General features: G+C 57.2%; 11 protein-coding genes, 1 pseudogene and 1 riboswitch. All 12 genes and pseudogenes read right to left on the bottom strand.

Going from position 1 to position 24,994, the window contains the following annotated elements:
- Window positions 1–1,537 (bottom strand): AMP-binding protein (locus HY868_06405; protein MBI5301747.1); only part of this gene is annotated, 1,537 nt, incomplete at its 3' end.
- Between the two features lie 9 nt (window positions 1,538–1,546).
- Window positions 1,547–9,448 (bottom strand): amino acid adenylation domain-containing protein, encoded by a 7,902-nt coding sequence (locus HY868_06400; protein MBI5301746.1) that lies wholly within the window; start codon window positions 9,446–9,448, stop codon window positions 1,547–1,549.
- 91 nt (window positions 9,449–9,539) lie between these two features.
- Complete coding sequence (locus HY868_06395) at window positions 9,540–14,936, bottom strand: amino acid adenylation domain-containing protein (GenBank protein MBI5301745.1); 5,397 nt, start codon at window positions 14,934–14,936, stop codon at window positions 9,540–9,542.
- Between the two features lie 148 nt (window positions 14,937–15,084).
- Window positions 15,085–15,399 carry a hypothetical protein gene (locus tag HY868_06390; protein ID MBI5301744.1) on the bottom strand — a complete coding sequence of 105 codons (315 nt, stop codon included), beginning with the start codon at window positions 15,397–15,399 and terminating at the stop codon, window positions 15,085–15,087.
- A riboswitch (cyclic di-GMP riboswitch) is annotated at window positions 15,378–15,467 on the bottom strand. Its footprint overlaps the gene before it by 22 nt.
- A 605-nt stretch (window positions 15,468–16,072) precedes the next feature.
- Complete coding sequence (locus tag HY868_06385; GenBank protein MBI5301743.1) at window positions 16,073–17,746, bottom strand: diguanylate phosphodiesterase; 1,674 nt, start codon at window positions 17,744–17,746, stop codon at window positions 16,073–16,075.
- A 19-nt stretch (window positions 17,747–17,765) separates the two neighbouring features.
- Entirely contained in the window at window positions 17,766–18,806 is a 1,041-nt protein-coding gene (locus tag HY868_06380; protein MBI5301742.1) for a methyltransferase domain-containing protein, read from the bottom strand.
- A gap of 39 nt (window positions 18,807–18,845) precedes the next feature.
- A complete protein-coding gene (locus tag HY868_06375; GenBank protein MBI5301741.1) occupies window positions 18,846–20,549 on the bottom strand; it encodes an ABC transporter ATP-binding protein in 1,704 nt (567 codons plus the stop codon).
- 158 nt (window positions 20,550–20,707) lie between these two features.
- Entirely contained in the window at window positions 20,708–21,634 is a 927-nt protein-coding gene (locus HY868_06370; protein MBI5301740.1) for an ABC transporter permease, read from the bottom strand.
- A complete protein-coding gene (locus HY868_06365) occupies window positions 21,631–22,644 on the bottom strand; it encodes an ABC transporter permease (protein MBI5301739.1) in 1,014 nt (337 codons plus the stop codon). Before HY868_06365 ends, HY868_06370 begins: the two co-directional genes overlap by 4 nt.
- Window positions 22,641–23,240 (bottom strand): annotated as a pseudogene (locus HY868_06360) (TraR/DksA C4-type zinc finger protein). The gene HY868_06365 and the pseudogene HY868_06360 overlap by 4 nt, the downstream one beginning before the upstream one ends.
- A 240-nt stretch (window positions 23,241–23,480) precedes the next feature.
- Window positions 23,481–23,939, bottom strand: a complete 459-nt coding sequence (locus HY868_06355) for a MerR family transcriptional regulator (GenBank protein MBI5301738.1) — start codon at window positions 23,937–23,939, stop codon at window positions 23,481–23,483.
- Window positions 23,940–23,952: 13 nt separating this feature from the next.
- Window positions 23,953–24,732 carry an AAA family ATPase gene (locus HY868_06350; GenBank protein MBI5301737.1) on the bottom strand — a complete coding sequence of 260 codons (780 nt, stop codon included), beginning with the start codon at window positions 24,730–24,732 and terminating at the stop codon, window positions 23,953–23,955.
- Window positions 24,733–24,994 lie beyond the last annotated feature (262 nt).

Genomic DNA, 24,994 nt, shown 5'->3' with positions numbered 1-24,994 from the left:
CGACGAGTGAGTCGGGTTGGACGCCCAGTTTCTGCAAATGGTGTGCGAGTTGATTGGCGCGGCGATTGAGTTCGCGATAGGTCAAGGATTCGTCGCCGCACATGACCGCAATCGCATCGGGCGTGCGTTCAACTTGGGCTTGAAAAAGTTCGTGGATGCATCGTTCGGGCAAGGTTGTTTGCGTGGCATTCCATTCCAACAATTGTTTGCGTTCGCCATCGGTTAGTAGAGGCAAATCCGTAGGAGAACGTTGCGCGTGGGCGATGAAATTTTCGAGCAGGGTGCGCCAGTGACCCAGCATTCGATTAATAGTTGCGTGATCAAAACGGCGATTGTCGTACGAAATCTTGAGCACGAGTTCATGGTCTAGTCCCGCAACAGCCGTAATCGGATAATTGGTTTGCTCGATCGAGCGCACATCACCAATCTGCAAACTCGAATCGCGTAGGAAATCACCCACCGGGTAATTTTCAAAGATGAGAATACTTTCGAACAATGGTGTGCCGTGTGGCAGCGCACTCCAATTTTGAATTTCCGCCAGTGGGGCATATTCATATTGCCGCGTTTCGATTTGTCGAGCTTGCAAATTGTCGAGCCACGCCAAGAGTGTCGTATTCGATGGCGCACGCACGCGCACCGGCAATGTGTTGATGAACAAGCCAACCATGGTTTCCGCGCCGGGCAAATTGGCGGGACGACCTGACACGGTTGCGCCAAACATAACGTCCTCTTCGCCACTGTAACGATTCAAGAGCAATGCCCACGCGCCCTGTACGAGTGTGTTCAAGGTCAATTGATTTTGCCGCGCGAGGTTTTGCAACTCTGATGTCGCTTTAGCGGTCAAACGTGTTTCGATTTCAGAAAAAGTGGCGTCGGTGTTTGATGCCGGGTGATCAACGGTCAATGGCGTCGGCGCAGTGAAACCTTGCAAGGTGCGTCGCCAAAATGATTCGGCTTGCGCGGCGTCTCGATTTTGCAACCAAGCGATGTAATCGCGATACGGGCGGACCGGTTCGAGCATCGGCGATTGATCACGGCGAAATGCGGCGTAACTGGTGAGCATCTCTTTCAGCAAGATCGGCAGCGACCATCCATCCGCCAACGCGTGATGCCAGGTCCACACGAATCGCCATGCGTTATCGGCAAGCCGGATCAACGCAAGCCGCAACAATGGCGCGTGCGTCAAATCAAATCCGCGCCGGCGATCCGCGCGCAAAAATATTTCCAACTCGGTTTCTTGTTCCGACGCCGACAAATCGCGCCAATCGGATTGATCGAGTTTGAGATTAACCTCGCGATGCACGACCTGAAACATTTTGTCGAGACGTTTCCACACAAAGGCGGTTCGCAAAACCGAATGCCGGGCGACAACATGTTTCCACGCGCGTTCAAACGCGGCGACGTTCAAATCGCCGTGCAAGGCGCACATCAATTGCTCGATGTACGCGCCGGACTCGGGGGCGTACACACTATGAAAGATCATGCCTTGTTGCATCGGCGAAAGCGGATAGACCGCCTCGATGTTCTTGTTATTCATCGTCATCACCTATTCGGCGCTGGTCTCGGCGATCAGCGCATCCATCTCGGCTTGCGTCAGTTCCAGGTCAAAATCCGATGGCGCATAATCGCGCGCCTCTGGCGATTGGGACTGGGCGAGGAGACCGCGCAACGCGGCGATGAAATCACGCGCGACGCGCTCGATCGTTTCGCGCCGATGAATGTTCTCGCTGTACGTCCACTCGACTTGCAATTCGCCGCCGACAATCGCGGCGCTTATATCGAGCAGATGTGTCCGCTGTCCGCGCGGACTGCGCTCTGCGCCAATCGGCTCGCGCGATAAGCTGAACGGCGCAGACGCGGGCAGGATAGCATCGAGTTGACCCAGGTAGTTGAAACTGACTGGCGCATGTGGCGATGCCGCCAATTGCGCGGTGCTCTCGCGATTGAGATAACGCAATAATCCAAAACCGATGCCGTGATGCGGCACGCGGCGCAATTGTTCTTGCACCGATTTCAACGCGTGACCCGGAGTTGTTGCGTTCAACTCCAAGCGCACTGGGTACACGCTCGTGAACCAGCCCAGTGTCCGCGATACATCTACATCGGCGAACAAGTCTTCGCGTCCGTGTCCTTCCAAATCCACGAGCAGCGCGCGCGCCCCCGTCCAGCATGCGACTGTTTGCGCGAGCGCAGTGAGCAACACATCGTTGATCTCGGCGTGATACGCGGCGAGAACATGGCGTAGGAGCGCGTGCGTTGAATCCGCATCGAGCACTGCTCGAACACTGCCCGCCGATGCTTCGATATTTTCACCGCGCACGTCCGTTGGCAGATTACACTCAGCCGTGTTCAACGTGTCCAACCAATAATCTGTTTCCGCGCGCACCGCGTCGGTTTGCGCGTACTCGTTCAATCGTTGCGCCCAATATTGGAACGAAGTCGTCTTGGGTGGTACCTGCACGCGTTCACCGCGACGCGCTTGCGTGTACGCGGTCAACAAATCTTGAATCAAGATTCGCCACGCGACATTGTCCACGCTGAGATGATGGACCGCGATGAACAATCGTCCGCTGCGCTCTGCGCCGAGATCGAAATAGGCGACGCGCATCAATTGTCCTTGTGTGAAATTCAAACTTGCTTGCAGTTCGGCGGTGCGAGTTTCGATGATGCGTGACTGCTCACTCTCGGATGAAATGTTCAGGTCGAACCACTCTACCGCGGTCGTTTCCGGCTTGGGCGACACGTCAGCGCGCCACCCTGATTCGTCGCGCGTGAAACGCGTCCGCAAAGCATCGTGATGGAGCAACAAGTGGGCAACTGCCTGCTCAAGCGATTCGCGTTGCAACGGCTCGCGGACTTGGAAGAGGACGGCTTGATTCCAATGATGTGGCTCGACAAAATTCTGTTCAAAGAACCAACGTTGAATCGGCGTGAGCAATACCTTGCCGGTGACGATGCCTTGCTCGGCGCGAACGAGCGTTGCGCGCGATGCGCCTGCCACTTGCGCGAGTTGCGCGACGGTCGGGTTTTGGAACAACTGCTTGGGCGTCAGCGACAAACCGGCATGATTCGCGCGCGCGACGACCTGGATGCTCAGAATCGAATCGCCGCCCAGTTCGAAGAAATTATCGTGGACACCGACACGCGCGACACCCAGAACTTGGGTCCAAATGTCTGCCAGAATTTCTTCCGTGCGCGTGCGAGGCGCGGTGAATTCGCTTGCGAGATGCGATTGATCCGGCGCGGGCAGAGCGCGGCGATCTACTTTGCCGTTGGGTGTAAGTGGCAACGCGTCCATAAACACGAATGCGGATGGCGCCATATAATCGGGCAGTTTCGCGCGCAAGAATTCGCGCAATTCGCCGATGCCAACGGGCTGGGTCATCACAACATACGCCACCAGTCGTTTGCCCTCCTGTTCGCGTTCTGCATCACGCGCGATGACGATGACCTCGCGGACTGCCGGATGTTGTCCCAGGACGGCTTCGATTTCGCCCAACTCGATTCGAAATCCGCGAACCTTGACTTGATGATCAATCCGACCCAGGAATTCGATTTCGCCATTCGCGCGATAACGCACGAGGTCGCCGGTCTTGTACAGACGCAGTGAACAGTGGATACGGTTGACGGTGATGAATTTCTCTGCGGTGAGTTGCGGACGATTGAGATAGCCGCGCGCCAAACCCGCGCCGCCGATATGTAGTTCGCCCGGCACGCCAATCGGCACGATTTGCGAATGCGCGTCGAGGATGTAAACCTGGGTGTTGGCAATCGGACGTCCAATCGTCGGCGGTACATCCGCGCGCGTTGTGGGCGCAACGATGCCCGACGTAGTGACGACGGTGTACTCGGTGGGACCATAGTTGTTCGACAGTTGAAACGGCAATGTGTGTGAGGGATACGCGTGCAGTTTGTCTCCGCCCGTTAGCAAGGTTCGCAACGGTGTGTCGTTGCGCCAATCAAGCGCTACAACTGCTTCGGCGAGCGGCGTCGGCAGAAAGGTGATCGTGATGGATTGCGCCGCGAGCCAATCGCGAAGCTGGGTTGGCGCGGCACGCGTTTCGTCATCGGGAATGTGAATGCTCGCGCCCGCGCACAAGTAGGACCACAATTCCCACACCGAGGCGTCGAAGCCAGGACCCGAAATTAGCGTTGCGCGATCTTTTGGCGAAACCGCAAACGCGCGCTGATGCCAATACACCAAATTCAACAAGCTGCGATGTTCGATCTGCACGCCTTTTGGCAAACCGGTCGAACCGGAGGTGTAGATCATGTATGCGAGATTCGCGCACGTAACGTGATTCGCCGGATTCTCTGCGCGCTCTCGCGCGATCACATGCCAATCGGTATCGAGGCAAACGATTTTTGTATTGGCGAGAGACAGACCCAGGTTTGTGACCAAGCCGGAGTGAGTGAGCAACACTGGGGATTGCGCGTCCGTCAGCATATACGTCAAGCGTTCCGGTGGAACCGTCGGATCGAGCGGGACATACGCGCCGCCCGCTTTTAGCACGCCCAACGCTGCGATGACAAGTTCGATGGAACGTTCCATACAAATGCCGACGAGGACATCGGGAGCGACACCTAGTTTTTGGAGATAATGCGCGAGTTGATTCGCGCGCTGATTCAACTCGCGATACGTCAATTGTTGATCCTGGGTTGCTATCGCCAGCGCGTCCGGCGCGCGTTCGACGTGCGCCTGGAATAAGTGATGCGCACAATCGTCGAGCGGCAAATCGGCGCGCGTGTCATTCCACTCAATCAAAAGTTGATGCTCCTCGGCTTCGGTCAGCATTGGCATCGTCGCGATTGATTGATCGGGATGCGCGACGGCGTTTTCCAAAATGGTCTGGAGGTGTCCTGCCATGCGCGCTATCGTCGCCGCATCGAACAAATCCGTGTTGTATTCGAGCGTGCCGATGAGTTGATTGCCTTTTTCTTCAAAGATCAAGGTCAAATCAAACTTGGCAGTGCCGGTTTCGATTTCGACCGGCTGCGAAATCACGCCGGGAAATTCGAGCGATGGGTCGGGCGCATTTTGCAAAGCGAACATGACCTGGAACAACGGCGTGTGACTCAGATTGCGTTTGGGTTGCACCGCATCCACGATCATCTCGAACGGCACATCTTGATGCGCGTACGCGCCGAGTGCGACCTCGCGCACGCGCTTGAGCAATTCGCGAAAGCTGGGTTCGCCGCCAAGATCAGTCCGCAGAACGAGTGTGTTGACAAAAAATCCGATCAACTCTTCAATCTCGGCGCGGTTGCGATTGGCGATGACGGTACCGACGCTCATGTCGGTCTGCCCGGTGTAGCGATACAGCACGGTTTGAAATGCCGCGAGCAAGGTCATGAACAGCGTCGCGCCTTCGCGGTGACTCGACGTTTTCAGTCCGCGCGTCAACGCTTCGCTCAATGCGAATGTGTGACACGCGCCGTTGAATGTTTGCAATGCCGGACGCGGTCGGTCGGTGGGCAAATTCAAAACTGGCAACTCGCCCGCCAGTTGTTCTTTCCAATATGTCCGCTGATCCTGAAGCGTTTCATCGTTGAGCCACGCGCGTTGCCACGCGGCGAAATCGGCGTACTGAATTTGCGGTTCAGCCAAAGCCAGGGGTTCGCCATTCACTTGCGCCTGATAGATCGCCGCGAGTTGACGCGTGAGTACGCCGGTAGACCAGCCATCGGAGATGATGTGATGTATTGCGAGCAACACCACCCACACGTCGTCCGCCAATTGTAAGAGATGCACGCGGAGCAAGGGACCGCGCGCGAGATCGAACGGCTGGCGCGCGTGTTCCTTCGCCAGCCGGCGCATTTCGGATTCGCGTTCAGACTCGGGCAACGCGCGCAAATCGGTTTGCGGCAGCGCGATCATCAACTGCGGCGCGATGACCTGGGATGGTTGTCCGTTCACAACGGGAAACGTGGTGCGCAGTGATTCGTGCCGCCGGACGATTTCGTTCAAGGCGTGTTCGAGCGCGCCCACATCGAGCGACCCTTTCAGGCGCACTGCCGCCGCGATGTTGTAGAGCGGATTGTTCGGTTCGAGTTGATCGAGGAACCACAGACGTTGTTGCGCGAATGAAAGCGGCAACCTGCCGTCGCGTGCGCCGCGTTGAATCGAGGGCGCGGGCGCGCGTTGGGCGTTCTCGATCTGACGCGCGAATTCCGCAAGCGTTGGCGATTCGAACAATGCGCGCAAAGGCAATTCGATGTTGAACGCGGCGCGCACGCGCGAGATGACCTGGGTCGCGAGCAACGAATGACCACCCAGGTTGAAAAAATTATCGTGAATGCTTACGCGCTCGACGCCCAGCAAGTTTGCCCACAGCCCGGCGAGAATTTCTTCGATGGGCGTGCGCGGCGCGACGAAGGCGCCTTCGTCGGCAATCGGCTCCGGCGCGGGAAGCGCGCGGCGATTCACTTTACCGCTCGGCAACGTTGGCAGCGAATCCAGTACGACGAATGCGGATGGAATCATGTACTCCGGCAACTTGGCGCGCAGAAATTCGCGCAGGTCTACGGTCGTCGGTCTGCCGTCGTCCGTTGCTACATAGGCGACAAGCCGATTGACGCCGCTATCATCGCGCGCGATTACGGCGGCTTGTTTCACAGTGGGGTGCTGCTCCAGCGTCACTTCAATCTCACTCAACTCGACGCGAAAACCGCGCACCTTGACTTGGTCATCCGCGCGTCCGATGAATTCGAGATTGCCATCCGGGAGATAGCGCGCCAGGTCGCCGGTTTTGTAGAGGCGCAGTGAACAGTTGTCAGTGAACAGTGAACAGTGAACACTGTTGACTGTTGACTGTTGACTGTTGACTGTGATGAACTTTTCCGCGGTCAACTCCGGACGATTGAGATAGCCGCGCGCGAGACACACACCGCCGATGTGCAATTCGCCCGGCACGCCGATCGGCACGGGCTGCAAGTAGGGGTCGAGCACGTACGTTTGCGCGTTCGCAATCGGTCGCCCGATGGGTACGTCGCGGAGATCGGCTTGATCGGGCTTGGCTTGATACAGCGTGGCGATGACGGTCGCTTCGGTGGGTCCGTACGTGTTCATCCACGCAATGTTCTTGCCGGCAACTTGGAACCACTCGGCGAGTTTTTCTGCCGATGCTTTTTCGCCGCCGACGACGACCAGGCGCACCGATGGCGGTACGCGTTCGCCGGTGGCTTGCAACTCGGCAACCCAGGTCTGCCAGTACGCGGTCGGCAGGTCAAGCACGGTAACCTGCTCGCGCTCGATGAATTGGTGAAACTCGCGCAGCGTGGGCAATGGCTCTGGTCGCAAAACGATGCGCGCGCCGACCGACCATGCCGGAAATATTTCTTCGACGGCGGCATCGAAACAGATCGTCGAGAATTGCAAAACCCGGTCGCGCGCATCCAAGCGAAATGCCTGCGCGACGGCAAGGTTGTGGTTGACGACGGCGCGGTGCGGCACGAGCACGCCTTTGGGTTTACCGGTTGAACCCGAGGTGTAAATCACGTACGCGAGATTTTCCGGCGTGACATTGCTTGCTGGGTCGGTATCACACTCTCGCGCGATGGAGTTCCAATCGGTGTCTAGGCAAATGAAATGACGAATGGCGAATGGCGAATGGCGGAATCGTTCCACGAGAGGCGCTTGCGTCAACACAATCGGCGCGCCCGAATCTTCAAGCATGAAGGCGAGCCGGTCGGCAGGATAGGTTGGATCGAGCGGCAGGTACGCGCCGCCGGCTTTGAGTACCGCAAGCAGTGCAATCGGCAACTCGAACGACCGCGCGACGCAAATGCCGACGAGCGTATCCGGAACGACACCCAGTTTTTGTAAATGCTGCGCGAGTTGATTCGCGCGCCGGTTCAATTCGCGATACGTGAGCGGCTCGCCTTCAAACTGCACGGCGATGGCGTCGGGCGTGCGTTTGGCTTGCGCCTGGAACAAGTGATGCATGCACTGATCGCGCGCATACTCGGTCGCGGTCTGGTTCCATTTGGACAACTGCTGTTGTTCGGCTTCGCTCAACAACGGCAAGGTTGCGATGGATTGATCGGGATGCGCGGCGATGCCTTCCAATATGTTGCGATAGTGCGCGATAAAACGCGTGATTGTCGCGGCGTCGAAGAGATCGCCGGCGTACTCAATCGTTCCATGCAACCCATTCGGTTTTTCTTCGAGCATCAAGGTTAGATCGAACGTGGACGTTCCGCTGTGAACGGGAAGGCGGCTGATCGTCAAATTGGGCAACTGGAGATCGGGCAAGGGCGCGTTCTGCAGAACGAACATCGTTTGAAATAACGGCGTGTGACTCAAACTTCGTTCCGGCTGAAGTGTGTCCACCAACATTTCGAATGGCACGTCTTGATGTGCGAACGCATCCAAGGTCATTGGGCGCACGCGTTTGAGCAGATCGCGAAAGGTCGGCTCACCTGAGAGGTCTGCGCGTAAAACAAGCGTATTGACGAAAAAGCCGATCAATCCTTCCAGTTCCGAGCGATTGCGGTTGGCAATGGGTGTGCCAACACAAAAATCTTTTTGCCCAGTGTAGCGATACAAGAGTATCTGAAACGCCCCCAACAGCGTCATAAAGAGTGTAACGTCTTCTTGGCGGCTCAATGTTTGCAGAGCAGAAAGGAGGTCATGCGGAAGCATAAACCCACATTGCGCGCCGCGATTGGATTGCGCCGCCGGGCGCGGGCGGTCGGTGGGCAGTTGCAGAACCGGTAACTCGCCGCCGAGTTGTTGCTTCCAATATGCCAGTTGCGTGTCCAGTGTTTCGCCTTTCAATGACGTGCGTTGCCACGCGGCGAAATCGGCGTATTGGATTGGCAGATCGAGCAAGCCGGATGATTTCCCAGTAGAAAAAGCGGAGTACAGTGTCGCAAACTCTTTCACGAGCACGCCGAGGGACCAGCCATCCGATATGATGTGATGCATCGTCACGAGGAGCACATGTTCGTCGTCGGTTAATTTCAAGAGACGCACGCGCAAAAGGGGACCGCGCGCTAGATCAAACGGACATTGCGCTTCTTCGGTTGCGATGCGGAATGCTTCCGCGCCGCGTTTCTCTTTGGGCAAGTCGTGGAGGTCGGTGATTGGCAAAGACAAGTCGAATTCGGGTGCGATGACCTGAACGGGTAGATCGCCGACGGTTGCAAAGGTGGTTCGCAACGATTCGTGCCGGCGCACGATCGCGTTGAGACTGCGCGTGAGCGCGTCCACATCCAGCGCGCCAGTAAGCAAGAGCGCGGCGGGAATATTGTAGAGCGGGCTATTCGGTTCGAGTTGGTCAATGAACCACAGGCGCTGTTGCGCAAAGGACAGCGGCGCTGGGTCCATGACGGGGCGACGCGGAATGATTTGCGGCTTGGAGGTCTTGGCTTGCTTGAGCCGCATCATCAGTAGCGCGTGTTTTTCTGGCGATAGATTGGCTACACGCTGCGCAAGGTCACTCATTGGTATACCCCCTTTGGTGACCTAACTGTACGGAACTACGGGATACGCCGTGATGGCAACACGGTTGTTCGTCCCGTAGTTCTATTTTTCTTCAACGTGTTTCTGAATTCAAGCTCGCTTGCACCTGCTCATCTGAAAGCGCTTCTATTTCTCCCAGTAATTGATCTATCTCCGCGCTGTTCGATTGCGCGACTTGATACGAAATCAGAACGCTCAAATCTGCAATCGTGGCGGATTCGAAGAAACGACGCAAGGGCAATTCAACTTGGAACGTATCGCGAATTCGCGACGCGAGTTGCGTTGCCAATAGCGAATGTCCACCCAAATCGAAAAAGTTATCGTGAATGCCTACGCGTTCGACCTTGAGCAATGCCGCCCACACGCGCGCTAATTCTGCTTCGATGGTTGTGCGCGGCGCGACGTACGACGATGCTAGGTCAGGTCGCCCAAGGTCGGGGATTGGCAAGGCGCGGCGATCTACTTTGCCGCTCACATTGAGCGGTAACGCGTCGAGAAAAATAAACGCGGCTGGCGCCATATAGTCCGGCAGTTTGGCGCGCAGAAAATCGCGTAACTCATTTGCGGTCGGTCGCTGTCCATCCTCCCGCGCGACAACATACGCCACAAGTTGTTTTTCCCCCGCCGAATCTTCACGCGCGATGACAATCCCTTCGCGCACGATGGGATGTTGATTGAGCGCCGCTTCAATTTCCCCTAATTCGACACGAATACCGCGAATCTTGATTTGATTGTCGAGCCGACCCAGGAACTCGATGTTGCCGTCGGAGCGAAACCGCGCGAGATCGCCGGTCTTGTAAACGCGAATTGGCAATTGGCAATTGGCAATTGGTAATTGGTAATTGATAAATTTCTCTGCGGTGAGTTCAGGACGATTGAGATAGCCGCGCGCCAGACTCGCACCGCCGATGTGCAATTCACCCGGGACGCCGACCGGCACCGGATTGCCCATGCGATCCAAAATGTACGCGGCGCGATTGGCAAGCGGACGACCGACCGGGACGCGCGGATCGTGCGTAATCTGGTCCTCGACCTCGAACGTCAATGCGGTGATCGTCGTCTCGGTTGGACCATACGCGTTGAGTAAACGCGCGCCGCGCATCGGCGTGCGCCGCCACAGTGCGAGCATCTCTGGCAAAACCACGTCGCCGCCGATGATGACGAGGCGCACCTGGTGGTTGGGCGAGAGATCGGTTGCGTCCGCGCATGCTTGCGCCCATTGATGCCAGTACGCCGGCGGAACGTTGACGATGGTCAACGCATTCGCGGCGACCATTTCGTTAAAGCGCCGCGCGTCGAGGATTTCGGGACCGCGCAGAACCAACTGCGCGCCGGCAATCAACGCGGTAAAAATTTGTTCGAGCGACGCGTCAAAGTTGAGCGAGGCAAATTGCAGGGCGCGGTCCTGCGCGGTGATTTCGTAATAGCGTTGGCAATCGCGACAATGATTCGCGATGGCGTCGTGCGTGATCATCACGCCTTTTGGTTCGCCGGTCGAGCCGGAGGTGTAGAGCACATACGCAAGATGATCCAACGCCGCGCTGTCCGGCAGATTGGCGTCATCCCATTTCGCAATGGCATCCCAATCTGAATCGAGACAAAGAGTTGGGGTGTGATGATGCGGCAAACGATTCAGCAGAGATTGCTGGGTCAGCCGGATGCGGGCTTGCGAATCGTTCAGCATAAACGCGATACGTTCGCGCGGATAAGCCGGGTCGAGCGGTAAATACGCGCCGCCGGCTTTGAGGATGCCGAGCAAACCGACGATCATATCCAGTGATCGTTCAACGGACAGCGCGACGATCACTTCGGGTCCAACGCCGAGCGTCTGCAAATGCCGTGCGAGCCGATTTGCCCGCGCGTTCAATTCGCGATACGTCAACTGCGCGTCACCCAGCGCGACGGCAATCGACTCCGGCGTCCGCTCGACTTGCGCCTCGATCAGGCGATGCATGCACGGCGCAGATGGTTCGCGCGTTTCGTGCGCGTTCCATTCGACAAAGTGTTGTTGCTCGGCGAGGGACAGGAATTGATAATCGGCAATTGGTAAATTGGGATTGGCGCTGATGCCTTCGAGCAAATTTTGGAAATGTCCCAGCATTCGCGCAATCGTCGCGCCGTCGAATAGATCGGCGTTGTACTCCATCAACGCAACCAGATCGTTGTCGGCTTCTGCCATCTGTAAGAGCAAATCGAACGGAACGACGCGCTCTTGCATCGGATACACTTGAAGCGTCATCCCATCGAGCATGAAGTTCTTGCCTGGTTCAGCCAACGCCAGCGAAGTTAAACTTTGCCCTTCGACGAGACGCGTCGTTTTCTGCCACGCAAACATCACCTGGAAAAGCGGCGAGCGACTGAGGTCGCGTGTCGGCTGCAACCTTTCGACGAGAAGTGAAATCGGAAAGGCGTCGTGCGCGAACGCATCTTCGACCGTTTGTCGTGCGCGGGCGAGCAATTCGACAAAGCTGGGATTGCCGGCGAGATTGGCGCGCAGAACAATCGGGTTGACGAAATAGCCGATGACGCGCGCCCACTTTTGAGTGCGCCCGGCTTTGGGCGAGCCAACCAGAAAATCGTCTTGGCCGGTGTAGCGATAGAGCAAGGTCTCAAATGCCGCGAGCAAAAGCGCGTGCAGTGGCGCGCCGTGCGTTTTCGCGATGGCGTCGAGACGCCGCGCCAGGTCGGCGCCCAAGCGAATCGTCTGCGATGAACCGTGGTAGGATTGCGCCGGCGGACGCGGACGATCCGTCGGCAAATCGAGCGGGACGAGATCGCCGGCGAGTTGCTGAGACCAATATTCCCAATGTCGCGCGCCTTCCGGGCTGGCGAGCATGGCGTCTTGCTCGCGAATGAAATCGGCGTATTGCGTGCGCGGCATTTTCAACACGGCTGGCACACCGGTCATCTCTGCCGGATACAACACACCCAACTCGTACATAATCACGGCGATAGACCAGAGATCGGTGACGATGTGATGCATCGCGAGCGACAAGACGTACTCGTGCGGCGAACGGGTGAACACGTTCACGCGAATGAGCGGACCCTGCTCCAAATCAAAGGGGCGATACACTTCTTCCGCCAAGCGCGCATCGAGTTGCGCTTGGCTCCACGTCGCCGCATTCTCGCTGAAAAAGAACCTGGGAATGCGCGCGTGCACGCGTTGAATCGGATTGCCATCGGGCGCGGCAAATGTCGTCCGCAGCGTGGGATGTCGCTCGACGATTTTTTCAAACGCGCGTTGCATTGCCTTCACATCCATCGGCGCGGTAATGCGTACAATATTCACAAGGTTGTACGCGCCGCTATCCGGATTCAGTTGATGCAAGAACCACAACGCGCGCTGACCGTGCGAGAGCGGGTATTCGGCGAGCGGCTCTTCGACCAGGGCTGGCGGAGTCAGTCGCGCGGTGAATTGATCCGCGATCAGCAGAGCGAGTTGAGACGCCGTGATGCCTCGCGTTAGATATTCGATGGGCAACGTGACACCCAGACTCGATTCGAGTTCACTTACCAAATCCACTGCCATGACCGAATCAATTCCCAGCACGGTCAGTGGCTGTTCGGGATTCAAGCGCGATGGCGCAACGCGCAATACACGCGCGACCTGTTCTTGGATATGCGATTCGAGTAAAACATGACGATGTTGCGGCGACATGGCGCGCAGTGCTTTGACCAAGAGCGGTTCGGATGTGGCGGCTTGATCCTTGGCAATGCTAGCAATCTCCATCACGCTCACCTTGACAATTTCTAATGTCCCGGCAAGATACTCGGCGCGACACGCGTGGCGTTGGATTTTGCCGGACGAGGTTTTGGGAATACTACGCGGCTCGATCAACACCACCGCGTACACTTGGACATCGTGCGCCTCGGCGACGGCTTGACGAATCGCGTTCACGATGGCATCCGCGTCGAATTCCTGGCGTGTGTCTACCTCGTTCATGATGACGAGTTCCTCTGCGCCGTTCACGTCAATCGAGAATGCCGCGCCGCAACCGGGACGCAATGCGGTGTGACATGACTCGACGGTGAGTTCGATATCTTGCGGATAATGATTTCTGCCGCGAATGATAACGAGGTCTTTGATGCGCCCGGTGACGAACAATTCGCCGTCGTGTACAAAGCCGAGATCGCCGGTGCGCATGAAATCGCTGTCGTCGTCAGCCAGCCGCGCGTGAAAGACGGTGTGCGTTTCTGCCGGTTGATTCCAATATCCTTGCGCGACACTCGGACCCGCGATCCATATTTCGCCGACGTGATCGGGCGCACAGCGCGTCAACGATCCTGGGTCCACTAGCGCAATCTCTTGCAATGCTTGACCGCATCCAACTAGCGTTTGCGCGTCTGGGTCATCTCGGCGCGATGGTATCACTTGGTTGTGTTCGAGCGCAGATTTCTGAATCGTGAACAGCACCGGCGGTTCGCGTTTCAAACTACCGGTCGCAATCAACGTTGCCTCGGCGAGACCGTAGCACGGATAAAATGCCTCGCGGCGAAAGCCACACGGCGCGAACGTCTCCGCAAAACGATCAAGCGTTTCCGGGCGAATCGGTTCTGCACCGTTGAACGCCAAACTCCAACTGCTCAGATCGAGCGTCGCGCGTTGCTCCGGCGTCGTCTTGCGAACGCAAAGGTCGTACGCAAAATTGGGACCGCCGCTGATGGTCGCGTGATAACGTGAAATCGCTTGGAGCCAACGAAAGGGGCGTTGCAAAAACGAGACCGGCGACATTAAGACGCAAGGAACGTCGGCAAATAGGGGTTGGAGAATCCCGCCGATGAGTCCCATGTCGTGATAGGGCGGAAGCCAGACCATGCCGACGCTGTGTGGAGTTACTCGAAATGCTTGGCTGATCAACGCCGAGTTGTGAAGCAGATTGCCGTGGGTCAACATCACGCCGCGCGGCGTGCGCGTGGAGCCGGAGGTGTATTGCAGAAACGCGAGGGTATCGCGCGAAATGCCGGGGTCGCGCCAATCACCTGCCGCGCTGTCAGGAATCGTGTCGGTCGCGATCCACTGCAGTGCCGCAAGGTCGGGCGCTTGATCGAACAGGAATTCGGCAAACGAAAGAATTTCAGTCGTGGTGAGAATAAAGCTTGCCTGGGCGTCGGCAATCATCGCTTGCAGGCGAGGTAACGTACGATTGAGGCGGGCTGGGTCGGGTGGATAAGCGGGAACAGCAACAGCGCCAGCGTACAGACAACCGAAGAAACCGGCGATATATTCCAAGCCGGGGGGATAGAGCAATAGAGCGCGTTGACCGGTCGCTCGCAGGCGTTCGAGGGTCGCGCCGATTGCGCGTGCTCGACAATCTAATGCATCCTGGGTCAGATAACTTTCTTGAGTTTCGCCGTCATCAAGAAAAGTGTAAATCTTGCGATGAGGTTGAGGAAACGATTTCCGCTGAAGCAGATCAACTAGATCGCGATAGGCAAATGTCTCAGTGGACGATTCGGCGCTCTGGTTCATAGTGTGCCTCTCGTTCATGCACTGACACGCTGCAATTGCGGTGATGCCAGCTAGATTGTTTTAGTTTTAGTTTGACGACACAAAAAATAAAGCGATAGCCCTCCTTGTTCAGGATTGCTACCGCCTCTGGGTTTTCCAGTCAGCGATTCTATTTGTCGGTCTGGTGTGAGTTCGGTTTGTAAGAGAGATTCAGGTCCGTATGGACCACCTTTCCATCTTGGATTTGAAGCGTGAGTCGGCAATACGGATATCGTTTGGCAATCACCGCGATCCACTCACACTGGCACAGGCGATCCAAGACTTCATCGAGCATTTTGTCAATTTGGCGACGGTCCTGCATCATTGCAACTCCAATCATTTGATTTGGATAGATTGGCGTTCCAAGACCAAGGCATCCTTGAACAACGTAAAATCCAAAAAACAAAAACCGACCACTACAAAACGTAGCGGCCGGTTTCGCCATTTGCTCCCTCCAGCCCCAGGCGACCGATTAGAAAAATCTGGCTGAAGATCTTTGCATCCGCGGGTCACTTGCCATTCAGCAGCATTTCAGTTAGAAAAATGCTGACAGCAACATTAAAGTTTGGTTAGATTCTACCACAAACTCGCTTGCTTGTAAATAGGTTTGGCTAGAATTTGCACGGTTTTTCAAAAGTCAGTTGCAGACCCATCCCCCTGCCCCCTTCCCTATAAGGGAAGGGGGTTGGGGGTTTGGTTGGCAAGTGAGTCAAGCGACTTTTGAAAAGCCGTGCTAGGATTTACCCAAATTGTATTGCAGAGATCGCGAAGAGCGCAGAGATTTTTAGGATAACTCGGCGGTGAAATGAGGGTAATTTGGCAGTTAGGTCCTGGTGATTACCAAAGACTCCAGACTGCCATTGGGAGCGGCTTGTGCAAAGCCGCGAAGCGAGTGTGTCACTGGATGATTGCTTCGGCGCAAAAACCGCGCCGCGCAAGAACAGAAACGCGTTTTGGCGCTACCGCAAACTACGATCCAACCCATCCTTGCGAAGGTTACCAACTACTTGGGCGAGACATCGCGCCTTCAAACCTTCGTAAGGATGAGCCGTCACAAACGCCAATGCTTTGTCAATACCTTCGCCAAAATGATTTTGCGCGTCACACTTTACGCGTGCTCATTGCAGAATCGTGGTGCCGGTCTTTTGCCCGGTGACAAACACTTGCTTGTTCCAGGTCTGCGGCACACCGGAAGCAATCCCGTTGGGGGTATAGTACCAGTTGTCGAAAATCGCCTTGCGGTGAATTTCGTTGCGCGTCGGATAGTAGATCGGCAAGACCGGCACATCCTGCGCGAGAATCACTTGCATCTCCATCACAAGCGCTTGGCGTTTCGCTTCGTCGGTCGTCGCAAGTTGTTGGTCCGCCAGTTCGTCGAACCGGGGATTGCTGTAACCCAGCGCGCGCGAAAATGATTTCGACGTACTCTTGCTCGAAAAGTTTTGGCGCATCGTATCCGGGTCGCCGCCGAGTCCGCCATAGTACGTGATCGCGACGTCGTAATTGCCGCTCGACGTCGAAGCGTCCATCGTCGCGCGATCCACCGGCTTTAACTCGACGGCAATACCCGCGGTCTTGAGCATATCGCGAACCATTTCGGCGAGGCGTACGAAACCGTTCGAATCGAAAATGAGCGGAACCCGGAATGGTTTGCCGTCGGGATTTTCGCGCACGCCATCGCCGTTGACATCCTTATAGCCCGCGCTCTCCAACAACGTTTTGGCTTTGTCCAAGTTAAACTTGTACTGCTCGACGTTGCGATTGAACCAGGGATTCGACGGCGCGAGATAAACCGGCACGCCTGGCTCGCCGCGCCCGAACAACAGCCGCTTGACCATTTCGGCGCGATCAATCGCGTACGCCCATGCCTGACGGAACTTGACATCGTTGTACGGCGCGCCCTTGGACATGTTAAAGTGAATGACGGGGTTCCATTCGCCCGGCGCGCTCAGAATTCCAAACTCGGGTTTTTGGAACGGCGCGATCACATCGTCGGGCACGCCGGTATCGGTCGGCAGACCCGCGACGTCCACCGTGCCTTGCTGTAACGCGACCAGACCATCCGCGACCGGCACCAGTTCAATGCGTTGTACGTGCGGTTTGCCGAGAAAGAAATTATTGTTCGCTTCGTACAGATACGCGCCGGTCGCCTTGTCGTACGAAATCAATTTGTACGGTCCGCTTCCCAGCAGCGCTTCGGGCGTCGTGAATTTAAGCGGGTCGGAAACCTTTTCCCAAATGTGCTTGGGGATGATCGGCGTTGCGCCGGCGATGTTGACGAGGAACGGCGCGTACGGTCGCGAGAAAACAAATTCGACGTGGTTGGCATCCGTCTTACGAATCTCCGTGATGAACTCGAGTCCGCGCACGAGCGGCGATAGCGCGGGCTGGCTTTTGGAATACTGGAACGTAAAGATAACATCGTCCGCCGTGAACGGCTGACCGTCTTGCCATTTCACGCTGTCGCGCAGTGTGAACGTCCACCGCTTGCCATCCTCCACCGATTTCCACTCGGTCGCAAGCCAGGGAATGTAACCTTGACTATCTTTCCAAACGAGTTGATCGAAAATAAAACTCATCCGGATATATCCCGGACCGCGCACGTACGCGAATGGTGTGGGATAGCCATTGTCGCCGCCGACCAAACGAATGACCGGCACCGATTTTGCGATCGCCGGTTTGGCGGGCGCGGCGGTTGGCGCAACGGTTTGCGGCGCGCAACTGGCGACGATTAACCCAGTCGTTGACAAGCCGACAAGTTGTAGAAACTCACGACGTGTCATCGGATACATAATGATTCCTCCTTCAGAATCAATTTGCTTTTCGCGCGACGAGCAACATGGCTGGCTCTGGCGCAGACAGATGAATCGTTTTGGGCGGTTCAAAGCCCGACTCGATCAACCAGGTTGTCACCTCATCCGTCGTGCGCGATTGCCCGGCTTCCGTCGAGAGCAGCATGTGCAGATCGAACAACGTGGCTTCGAGCGGACTCGTGCGGTCGGGCGTCAGGTAAAAACCGCGAATCGCGATATGACCACCCGGCGCGAGCGCGGCGTATACTTTTCGCAACAGCGCGAGCGAGTTTTCCGGCGTTTCGCTCACGAGCACGCCAAAGAGCAAGGCGAGATCAAAGTCACTGCCGAGTCCATCAATCTTGAAATCGCCGGCATGGGTGTGGACGCGATCGGCGACGCCCGAATCGGCAATGATCTCGCGCGTGACTTCGATTACCGGCGGCAAATCAAAGACGACGGCTTGAACGTTCGGACAGCGTTGCGCGAGCGCGATGCTGTACATCCCATGCCCGCCGCCCACATCAATCACGCGCGCCGGCGCAGTTGACCGCGCGGGGAGCAACGGCTCCAAGGTTTCCGCGATGGCGGGCGCCATCGTTCGCGCGGCATCGCGCAACGCGAACTCGAAACCGCGCACCCAGGTTTTTTGTTTTTCGTCGCGCAGATTTTCCTCGGGACGACGACCGGTCTTGACGGCTTCACTCAATCGCGCCCAGCGTCGGAAGAACGCACCCTCGCGCTTGACGAGATTGCCGACGAACAACGGACCTTCGCGCGCCAGGCACGCGAGCGTTGCCGCGCTATTCGCGTACAACCCATCGCGTTTTTCGAGAAATCCAAGCGCGACGGCGGCATTCATCAACCGCGTCAGCGCGCTCGCATCGGCGTCGAGTGTGCGCGCGAGGTCTGCCGCGCTGAGCGCTTGCTCACCGAGCATCTCAAAGATTCCCAGTTCCGTACAAGCGATCAGCACCTGCGCCGGACGATAGCCGCGCATGATCGCAATGATATGGCGACGATGTTCGAGTTCTGACAGCGTGCACCTCCTATCGGTCAAGACCTTCCAGGTCTCCGAGACCTGGAAGGTCTGGTCTATTCACCGTTGCGCCGCGGCAATTAGCGTTTGGGTATACGCTTGCTCCGGACGCTGGATGATGGAATGTGACAAACCCACTTCGACAATTTCACCCTGGCGCATCACGGCGATGCGATCCGATACTTTGCGAACGAGCGCGAGATCGTGCGAGATCAAGAGCAAGCCCATACCGCGTTCGTTCTGCGCCTCTTTGAGTAAACGCAAGACCTTGGCTTGCTCGCTGGCATCGAGCATCGCGACCGGCTCGTCGGCGATGATGAGCTTGGGTTCGAGGATGAGCGCGCGCGCAATCGCAACGCGCTGCAATTGTCCGCCCGAAAGTTCGTGACCATGCTTGGACAAGAACGCCGGCGTCGCCGGCAAACGGACATCGGCAAGCGCGCGACGGGCGCGTTGATCGCGTTCTTCGCGCGCGCCGAGTTGCTGAATGTCGAGCGGCTCGCGCACGAGTTCGAGCACGGTCAAGCGCGGGCTGAGCGATTCGAACGGGTCCTGAAAAATCATTTGGATGCGACGCCGCGCCGCGCGCAAGGATTGATCGCGCAACGCGTGCACGTCCTGCCCCTCGAAAATGACTTGACCCGCATCCGGTTCATGCAAACCGACGAGACATTTCGCGAGCGTCGTCTTGCCACTACCAGTCTGTCCGACCAGGGCGACGACTTCGCCTTCGCGCACGGAGAGCCAGACGTTCTTGACGGCGACCGGACCATCGCGAAAACGTTTGGTGATACCGCGCACCTCGAGCAGTGTTTGCAATCCGCCGAGATGACACGCGACCAAGCGACCATCGCTTGGCGCGAGGCGCGGCAATTCAATCGCGCAACGTTCGATGGCTTGCGTACAACGCGGGTGGAACGGACAGCCGCGCGGCAAGTTCATCGGGTCAGGCGGTTGACCACGAATGCCCCACAAATCTTTAGCGCGATCCATGCGCGGGTATGCGTTGACGAGACCCCAGGTGTACGGATGCAGTGGCACGTCGAGCACGTTGGCAGTCTTGCCCAGTTCCGCGATTTGACCGGCATACAAAACGAGCGTGCGATCCGTCAGCCCGGCGACATCGTCCAAATCATGTGAGATGACGATCATGGTCAATCCGCGTTGGCGGCGCAACTCGGCAAGCAATTCCAGGATGCGCCCGCGCGTCAGCATATCGAGTCCTGAGGTCGGCTCATCCACGATCAACAATTCTGGATCACACGCCAGCGCCATTGCGAGCATCGCGCGTTGTTTTTCGCCGCCGCTCAGTTGGTGCGGATAACGCTCGAACAATTCCGGCGTCAAGCCAACATTGTCCCACAGCGCGCGCGCGCGTTCGCGCGCCGTGCGCTGATCCAGTTTTAGGTGTTCGATGATCGGTTCGATGACCTGGTGTTCCATCGTGTACACCGGATCGAACGCGTTGCTCGATCCCTGGAACGCGAGCGCGATCCGCCGCCACCGCATCGCGCGCATCGCGTTATCATCGCCGAGCGGTAAGGGCGCGTTTTCGTAAAGCACTTGCCCGTGGAGTTGCGCCGTCGTTGCGAGTCCCATCAACGTAAGCGCGAGCGTCGTCTTGCCCGACCCGGTTTCGCCGACGATGCCTAACACTTCGCCGCGCGCGAGATCGAATGAAATTCCGTTGAGCGCGTGAACGACACTGTTCGGCGCAGTGGAATAGGAAACGGTCAGGTCGCGAATTTCGATAAGATTATCCATAACGAGAATGATCCAACTCGGGCACGTCCAAACCAGGCAGGAATTTTTCCACGAAGAACACAAAGGGGCACAAAGATAATAATATTCCCCTTTGTGTTCTTCGTGACCTTCGTGGAAAAAAATCTTTGCATTTTGCGTAGCATTTCACGGGATAGGCGCTAATCATGTGATAGAATCTGGGTCGCCGCGTGTCGCTTCAAGCGCGGGTCCAGGCGCGATTCCAAACTCACACCCAGGAAAGTGAACCCCAGGATAATCGCGCTGATGTTCAACGCGGCGGGCAACAGCCACCACAACCAATGAGACGTAAAGTAGATGCCGCCAAAATTTAACGCATAGCGCATAATCAAACCCCAGGATTTCGCCGTGGGATCGCCCAAGCCGAGAAACGCCAACCCGGCTTCCATTCCAATTGCGCGACCGGCTTGCGCGACGAAGGTCGCCGCGAGAATCGGCGCGACCGCCGGAATCAGGTGTCGAAAAATCACATAGCCCGCGCCCGCGCCGAACAAACGCGCCGAGTGAATGTAACTGCGGCTACGCAAACTTAATACCTGGGCGCGAATAATGCGCGCGGGAACCATCCATCCGAGCAACGCGATCAGCAGAATGAGATTGAAAATGCTCGCGCCGAGGTAGACGCCGACCAAAATCATCAACGGCAAATGCGGAATCGCCATCAACGTATCCACGAACCGCATCGAGAGCGCATCCACTTTGCCGCCCAGGTAACCTGCCGTCATGCCGACCAGAGTTGCGAGCGTCAGGGTCAACATTCCGGCGACGACGCCGACCACGAGCGAAATGCGCGCGCCGTAAATGAGTTCGCTCAATATGTCTTGCCCCACGTCGTTCGTGCCGAGCCAGTGCACCGCGCTCGGTCGTTCGAGCGGATTGCCGACGTATGCTGACGGATCGTACGGCGCGAGCACGGGCGCGAAGAGTGCGCCAAGGAGGTAGAACGCGATGATGGTCGCGCCAATCGTTGGCAGGGGCGCAAGGGTGCGCGGGGGTACGGGAGATAAAATCTTTCTCCCTTGCTTCTCTGCTCCCTTGCTCCCTTGCGCCCACACTTTTACACTCATGCTTCCCTCACGCGCGGATCGAGCCAGCCGTACATTAGATCGGCAAGCAGATTCATCGTCAACACGGATAGCGCGACAACCAGAAACGATCCTTCGAGAACCGGATAATCGCGCGCGCCGACCGCGTCGAACATCAGTCGTCCCATGCCGGGGTATGCGAACAAGGTTTCGATAAAGATCGCGCCCGAAACGGCAAACCCGAGTTGCGCCGAGAACGCGGTGACGAACGGCAAGATCGCGTTACGCAAGCCGTGACGAAACTCGATCGCGCGTTCGGGCAAACCCTTGGCGCGCGCGACGAGCATGTAATCTTCGCCGAGCACCGCGACCATGCTGTTACGCATCAACAGAAAACGCGCGCCCAGTGTTTCGACGATCAGCAACGACGCCGGCAAAATCCAATGTTTGAGAATGTCGGCGGCTTGTTCCCAGGGTGTTTGCCAGACGCGAAACGGCGTCGTCGCGCCGAAGAGCGGAAGCCAGCCGAGATTCACGCTGAACAGGATCAACGCAAAAACGCCGAGGAGATACACCGGCATGGTGCGAATCAGGTTGAACGCGATCAACAACGCGCGATCTGTGCGTGAACCGCGCACCCAGCCAGAGTGCACGCCGGCGAGCACGGTAATCGTCGAAGCGATCAACAACGTTGGGATCGTGAGCAAGAGTGTCCACGGCAAGCGCAGGCGAAGCAATTCGATTACCGGCGTGTTCAATCGAATGGACCACCCCAGGTTGACGGTGGCGATGCCGGCGAGATAGCCCAAGTACTGTTCGCCGAGCGGGCGGTCGAGACCATAGTACGCCGCGAGCCGCGCGCGCGCCTCGGCATCGGCAATGTAGAAATTTGAGGACGAGTCTTGCATCGCGGCAATCGGATCACCCGGCAGTGCGCGCGGCAACAAAAAATTGAACGTCAACACTGCCCAGACCGTCAACCCGTACAAGCCGACCTGGTTCAGCCAGCGCGGGGTGCGCCTCACGTTCAACGCGCGGATGTTCACACTCATTTGCGTTCGGCTTCTTCAAAGCACGGGATGCACAAATTTTGTCCCTTGAAACGACGCGCGCGCGTTTCCATCGTAGACTCGCCGCACGATTCGCATTGCACCGAATCGTGGATGCGCGCCTTGCGCGGCGGCTTGCCCAAAATTTCGCGCACGCGGAATAATTGTTCCTCGGGTACTTGGAGGACTGCCAGCGCGCGTTGAACGTGCAATTCGCGAAAACGTTTCGCTTCGGCTTCGGTTGCCGTTCCCGCGCGGACTTTATCGAAGAGAATTTTGCGCTCTTCCGGTTCGGGGGGCCATCCATCGGGGCGCGTGACGATGCGGATGGCTTTGCCATCGGAGCGACGATAGAACGTGAACGCGTTCTTGCCGTAATCGCGGTGAATCAAGTTGCCTTTGCCGTACGTGCATCCAGTCAACGACTGGATCGCGTCCACCGCTCACATGTCCGTTTCGACGACGGCGACGACTTCTTCATCGGCAGAGTGGGGACCGATTTCGCGCAAGGCGATTTGCGCGGCGCGCACGCCAATCGTCAGACCTGGGCACAGGTGCCCGTGAAACTCTTTGACTTTTTGAATCGTCTCGTCCACCAGGGTCTCCTTTTGAAGTCAGCCCATCTGTCATTGCGAGGGTGTTTTTTGCCCGAAGCAATCTCCAACCCCACCCTAGCCCTCCCCTTGTCAAGGGGAGGGTTGGGAGGGGTGATTGCTTCGTCGCTGCGCTCCTCGCAAAAACAGTCTGAGGTGCCCCTTTATGCTGTTCGTCCGGCGTACTAGTTCGCTAATATCGTTGCCCAAAAAACTCGCGCGTGAATCACGCGCGCAGAACAGTTGTTATCGAATACGCGTCGTTGTTTTTTTCGGTTTGGGCATGCAGTCGCAGTTGGGCATGAACGCACCGCACGTTCCACAGGCGTTCTTGCCGGACTGCATCAGTCTTCGACGCAAGAGTTTCAAATCATCGCGAAATGCAATCAGCGATTGAACCTGATCGTCGGTTTCGCGGATTTTGCGCGCGAGCATCGCGCCGAGTTTTTCGCGCAGGGGATCGCACGCGCCATCGCTCGCCAGGTCAATCAATTCCGCAATCTCGTTGAGCGACAAGCCCATCAGTTTGGCGCGGCGAATAAAGCGCAGTTGGTCGAGCGCCTGCCGTGCATACAAGCGATAACGATTTTCGCCGCGCGTCGCCGGCGCAAGCAAACCGATCCGTTCGTAATAGCGAATCGCTTTGCGCGTCGTGTTCGTTTGTTTCGCCAGTTCACCGATCTTGAGTAGATCGCGATGCACCATTTAGAAACCCTCGCTATGCCACGCGTGTTTGCAATTCTTGCGCGAGACGATGGATCGCCGCAACGACGCCCGAGTCAGCCGCATAATCCAGAGGCGACATTCCAACGCGATCCGATTCGGGGACGCGCTCGTCGTACGGAATCGTTGCGATGAGTTCAACTTTTTTCCGCTCTGCCAACTCGCTCACGGCTTGCCGATCCGTTTCGTTTCGCACCTTGTTCGCAACAAAAAATATGTTGGGAATACCCAGGTCGCGCGCGAGTTCCGCCGCGTGCCCGCCCAGGTCGAGCGAACGAAAGTACGGTTCGACGACGACGAGCATCACGTCGGCGTGTTCGGTCGTGCCGCGGCTCAGATGCTCCAGACCGGCTTCCATGTCCGTCACGGTGACATCTGCCCAGGGTCCCTCGCGCGTCGCCGCCATCAGCCCGCGCGCAATCGCGTGCGGCTGGCACATGCACCCAACGCCCGCTTCGGTGATTTGTCCGGTGACGAGCAAGCGAATGCCATCGGGCACATGCCAGCCGTACTGCTCCGCGATTTGATCGAGCGGTTCGCGGAGATGCACGTACGCGCGACCATGATCGTCTTGACGCCACTCTGCCATCTCGCGCGGAATCACATTGACCTGGGCGGCTTGCTCGCGCGGCACGCCCATCACGACCGCCATATTCGGGCTGGGATCGGCGTCAATCGCCAGCACCTTGTGCCCATCCCGCGCCATCACCCGCGCGAGAATTCCAGCAATCGTCGTTTTGCCCGAGCCGCCTTTGCCTGAAACCGCCACTCGCATTCATTGCTCCTTGCGCGACCATACCGGATTTTCTGCGGGATAACAGTTGACTAATAATCGCGCGCATAAAAAAAGCGCACTTGTCCCCGAGTGTGTCGGGCAAGCGCGCGTTTGTTCTCGCATGACCAATCCCTTTTTCTAGGCCTCCCACCCTGAGAGACCGACTAGTGAAAGGTAAGTTAACTTGCCATACGATAACGATAAGCCAGCATTTTGTCAAGCCCCCAACTGTCAAACAACTGGGATGCGGTCTTGATAGTTC

The sequence above is a fragment of the Chloroflexota bacterium genome (assembly GCA_016219275.1).
Lineage (GTDB): Bacteria > Chloroflexota > Anaerolineae > UBA4142 > UBA4142 > JACRBM01.
This window is presented reverse-complemented; position numbering and strand designations above follow the sequence as displayed.

Bases quoted from the DNA above. Each gene is read 5' to 3' on its own strand.
- HY868_06400 (MBI5301746.1), bottom strand. From the start codon at position 9,448: ATGAGTGACCTTGCGCAGCGTGTAGCCAATCTATCGCCAGAAAAACAC.
- HY868_06395 (MBI5301745.1), bottom strand. From the start codon at position 14,936: ATGAACCAGAGCGCCGAATCGTCCACTGAGACATTTGCCTATCGCGAT.
- HY868_06390 (MBI5301744.1), bottom strand. From the start codon at position 15,399: ATGGCGAAACCGGCCGCTACGTTTTGTAGTGGTCGGTTTTTGTTTTTT.
- HY868_06385 (MBI5301743.1), bottom strand. From the start codon at position 17,746: ATGTATCCGATGACACGTCGTGAGTTTCTACAACTTGTCGGCTTGTCA.
- HY868_06375 (MBI5301741.1), bottom strand. From the start codon at position 20,549: ATGGATAATCTTATCGAAATTCGCGACCTGACCGTTTCCTATTCCACT.
- HY868_06370 (MBI5301740.1), bottom strand. From the start codon at position 21,634: ATGAGTGTAAAAGTGTGGGCGCAAGGGAGCAAGGGAGCAGAGAAGCAA.
- HY868_06365 (MBI5301739.1), bottom strand. From the start codon at position 22,644: ATGAGTGTGAACATCCGCGCGTTGAACGTGAGGCGCACCCCGCGCTGG.
- HY868_06355 (MBI5301738.1), bottom strand. From the start codon at position 23,939: ATGGTGCATCGCGATCTACTCAAGATCGGTGAACTGGCGAAACAAACG.
- HY868_06350 (MBI5301737.1), bottom strand. From the start codon at position 24,732: ATGCGAGTGGCGGTTTCAGGCAAAGGCGGCTCGGGCAAAACGACGATT.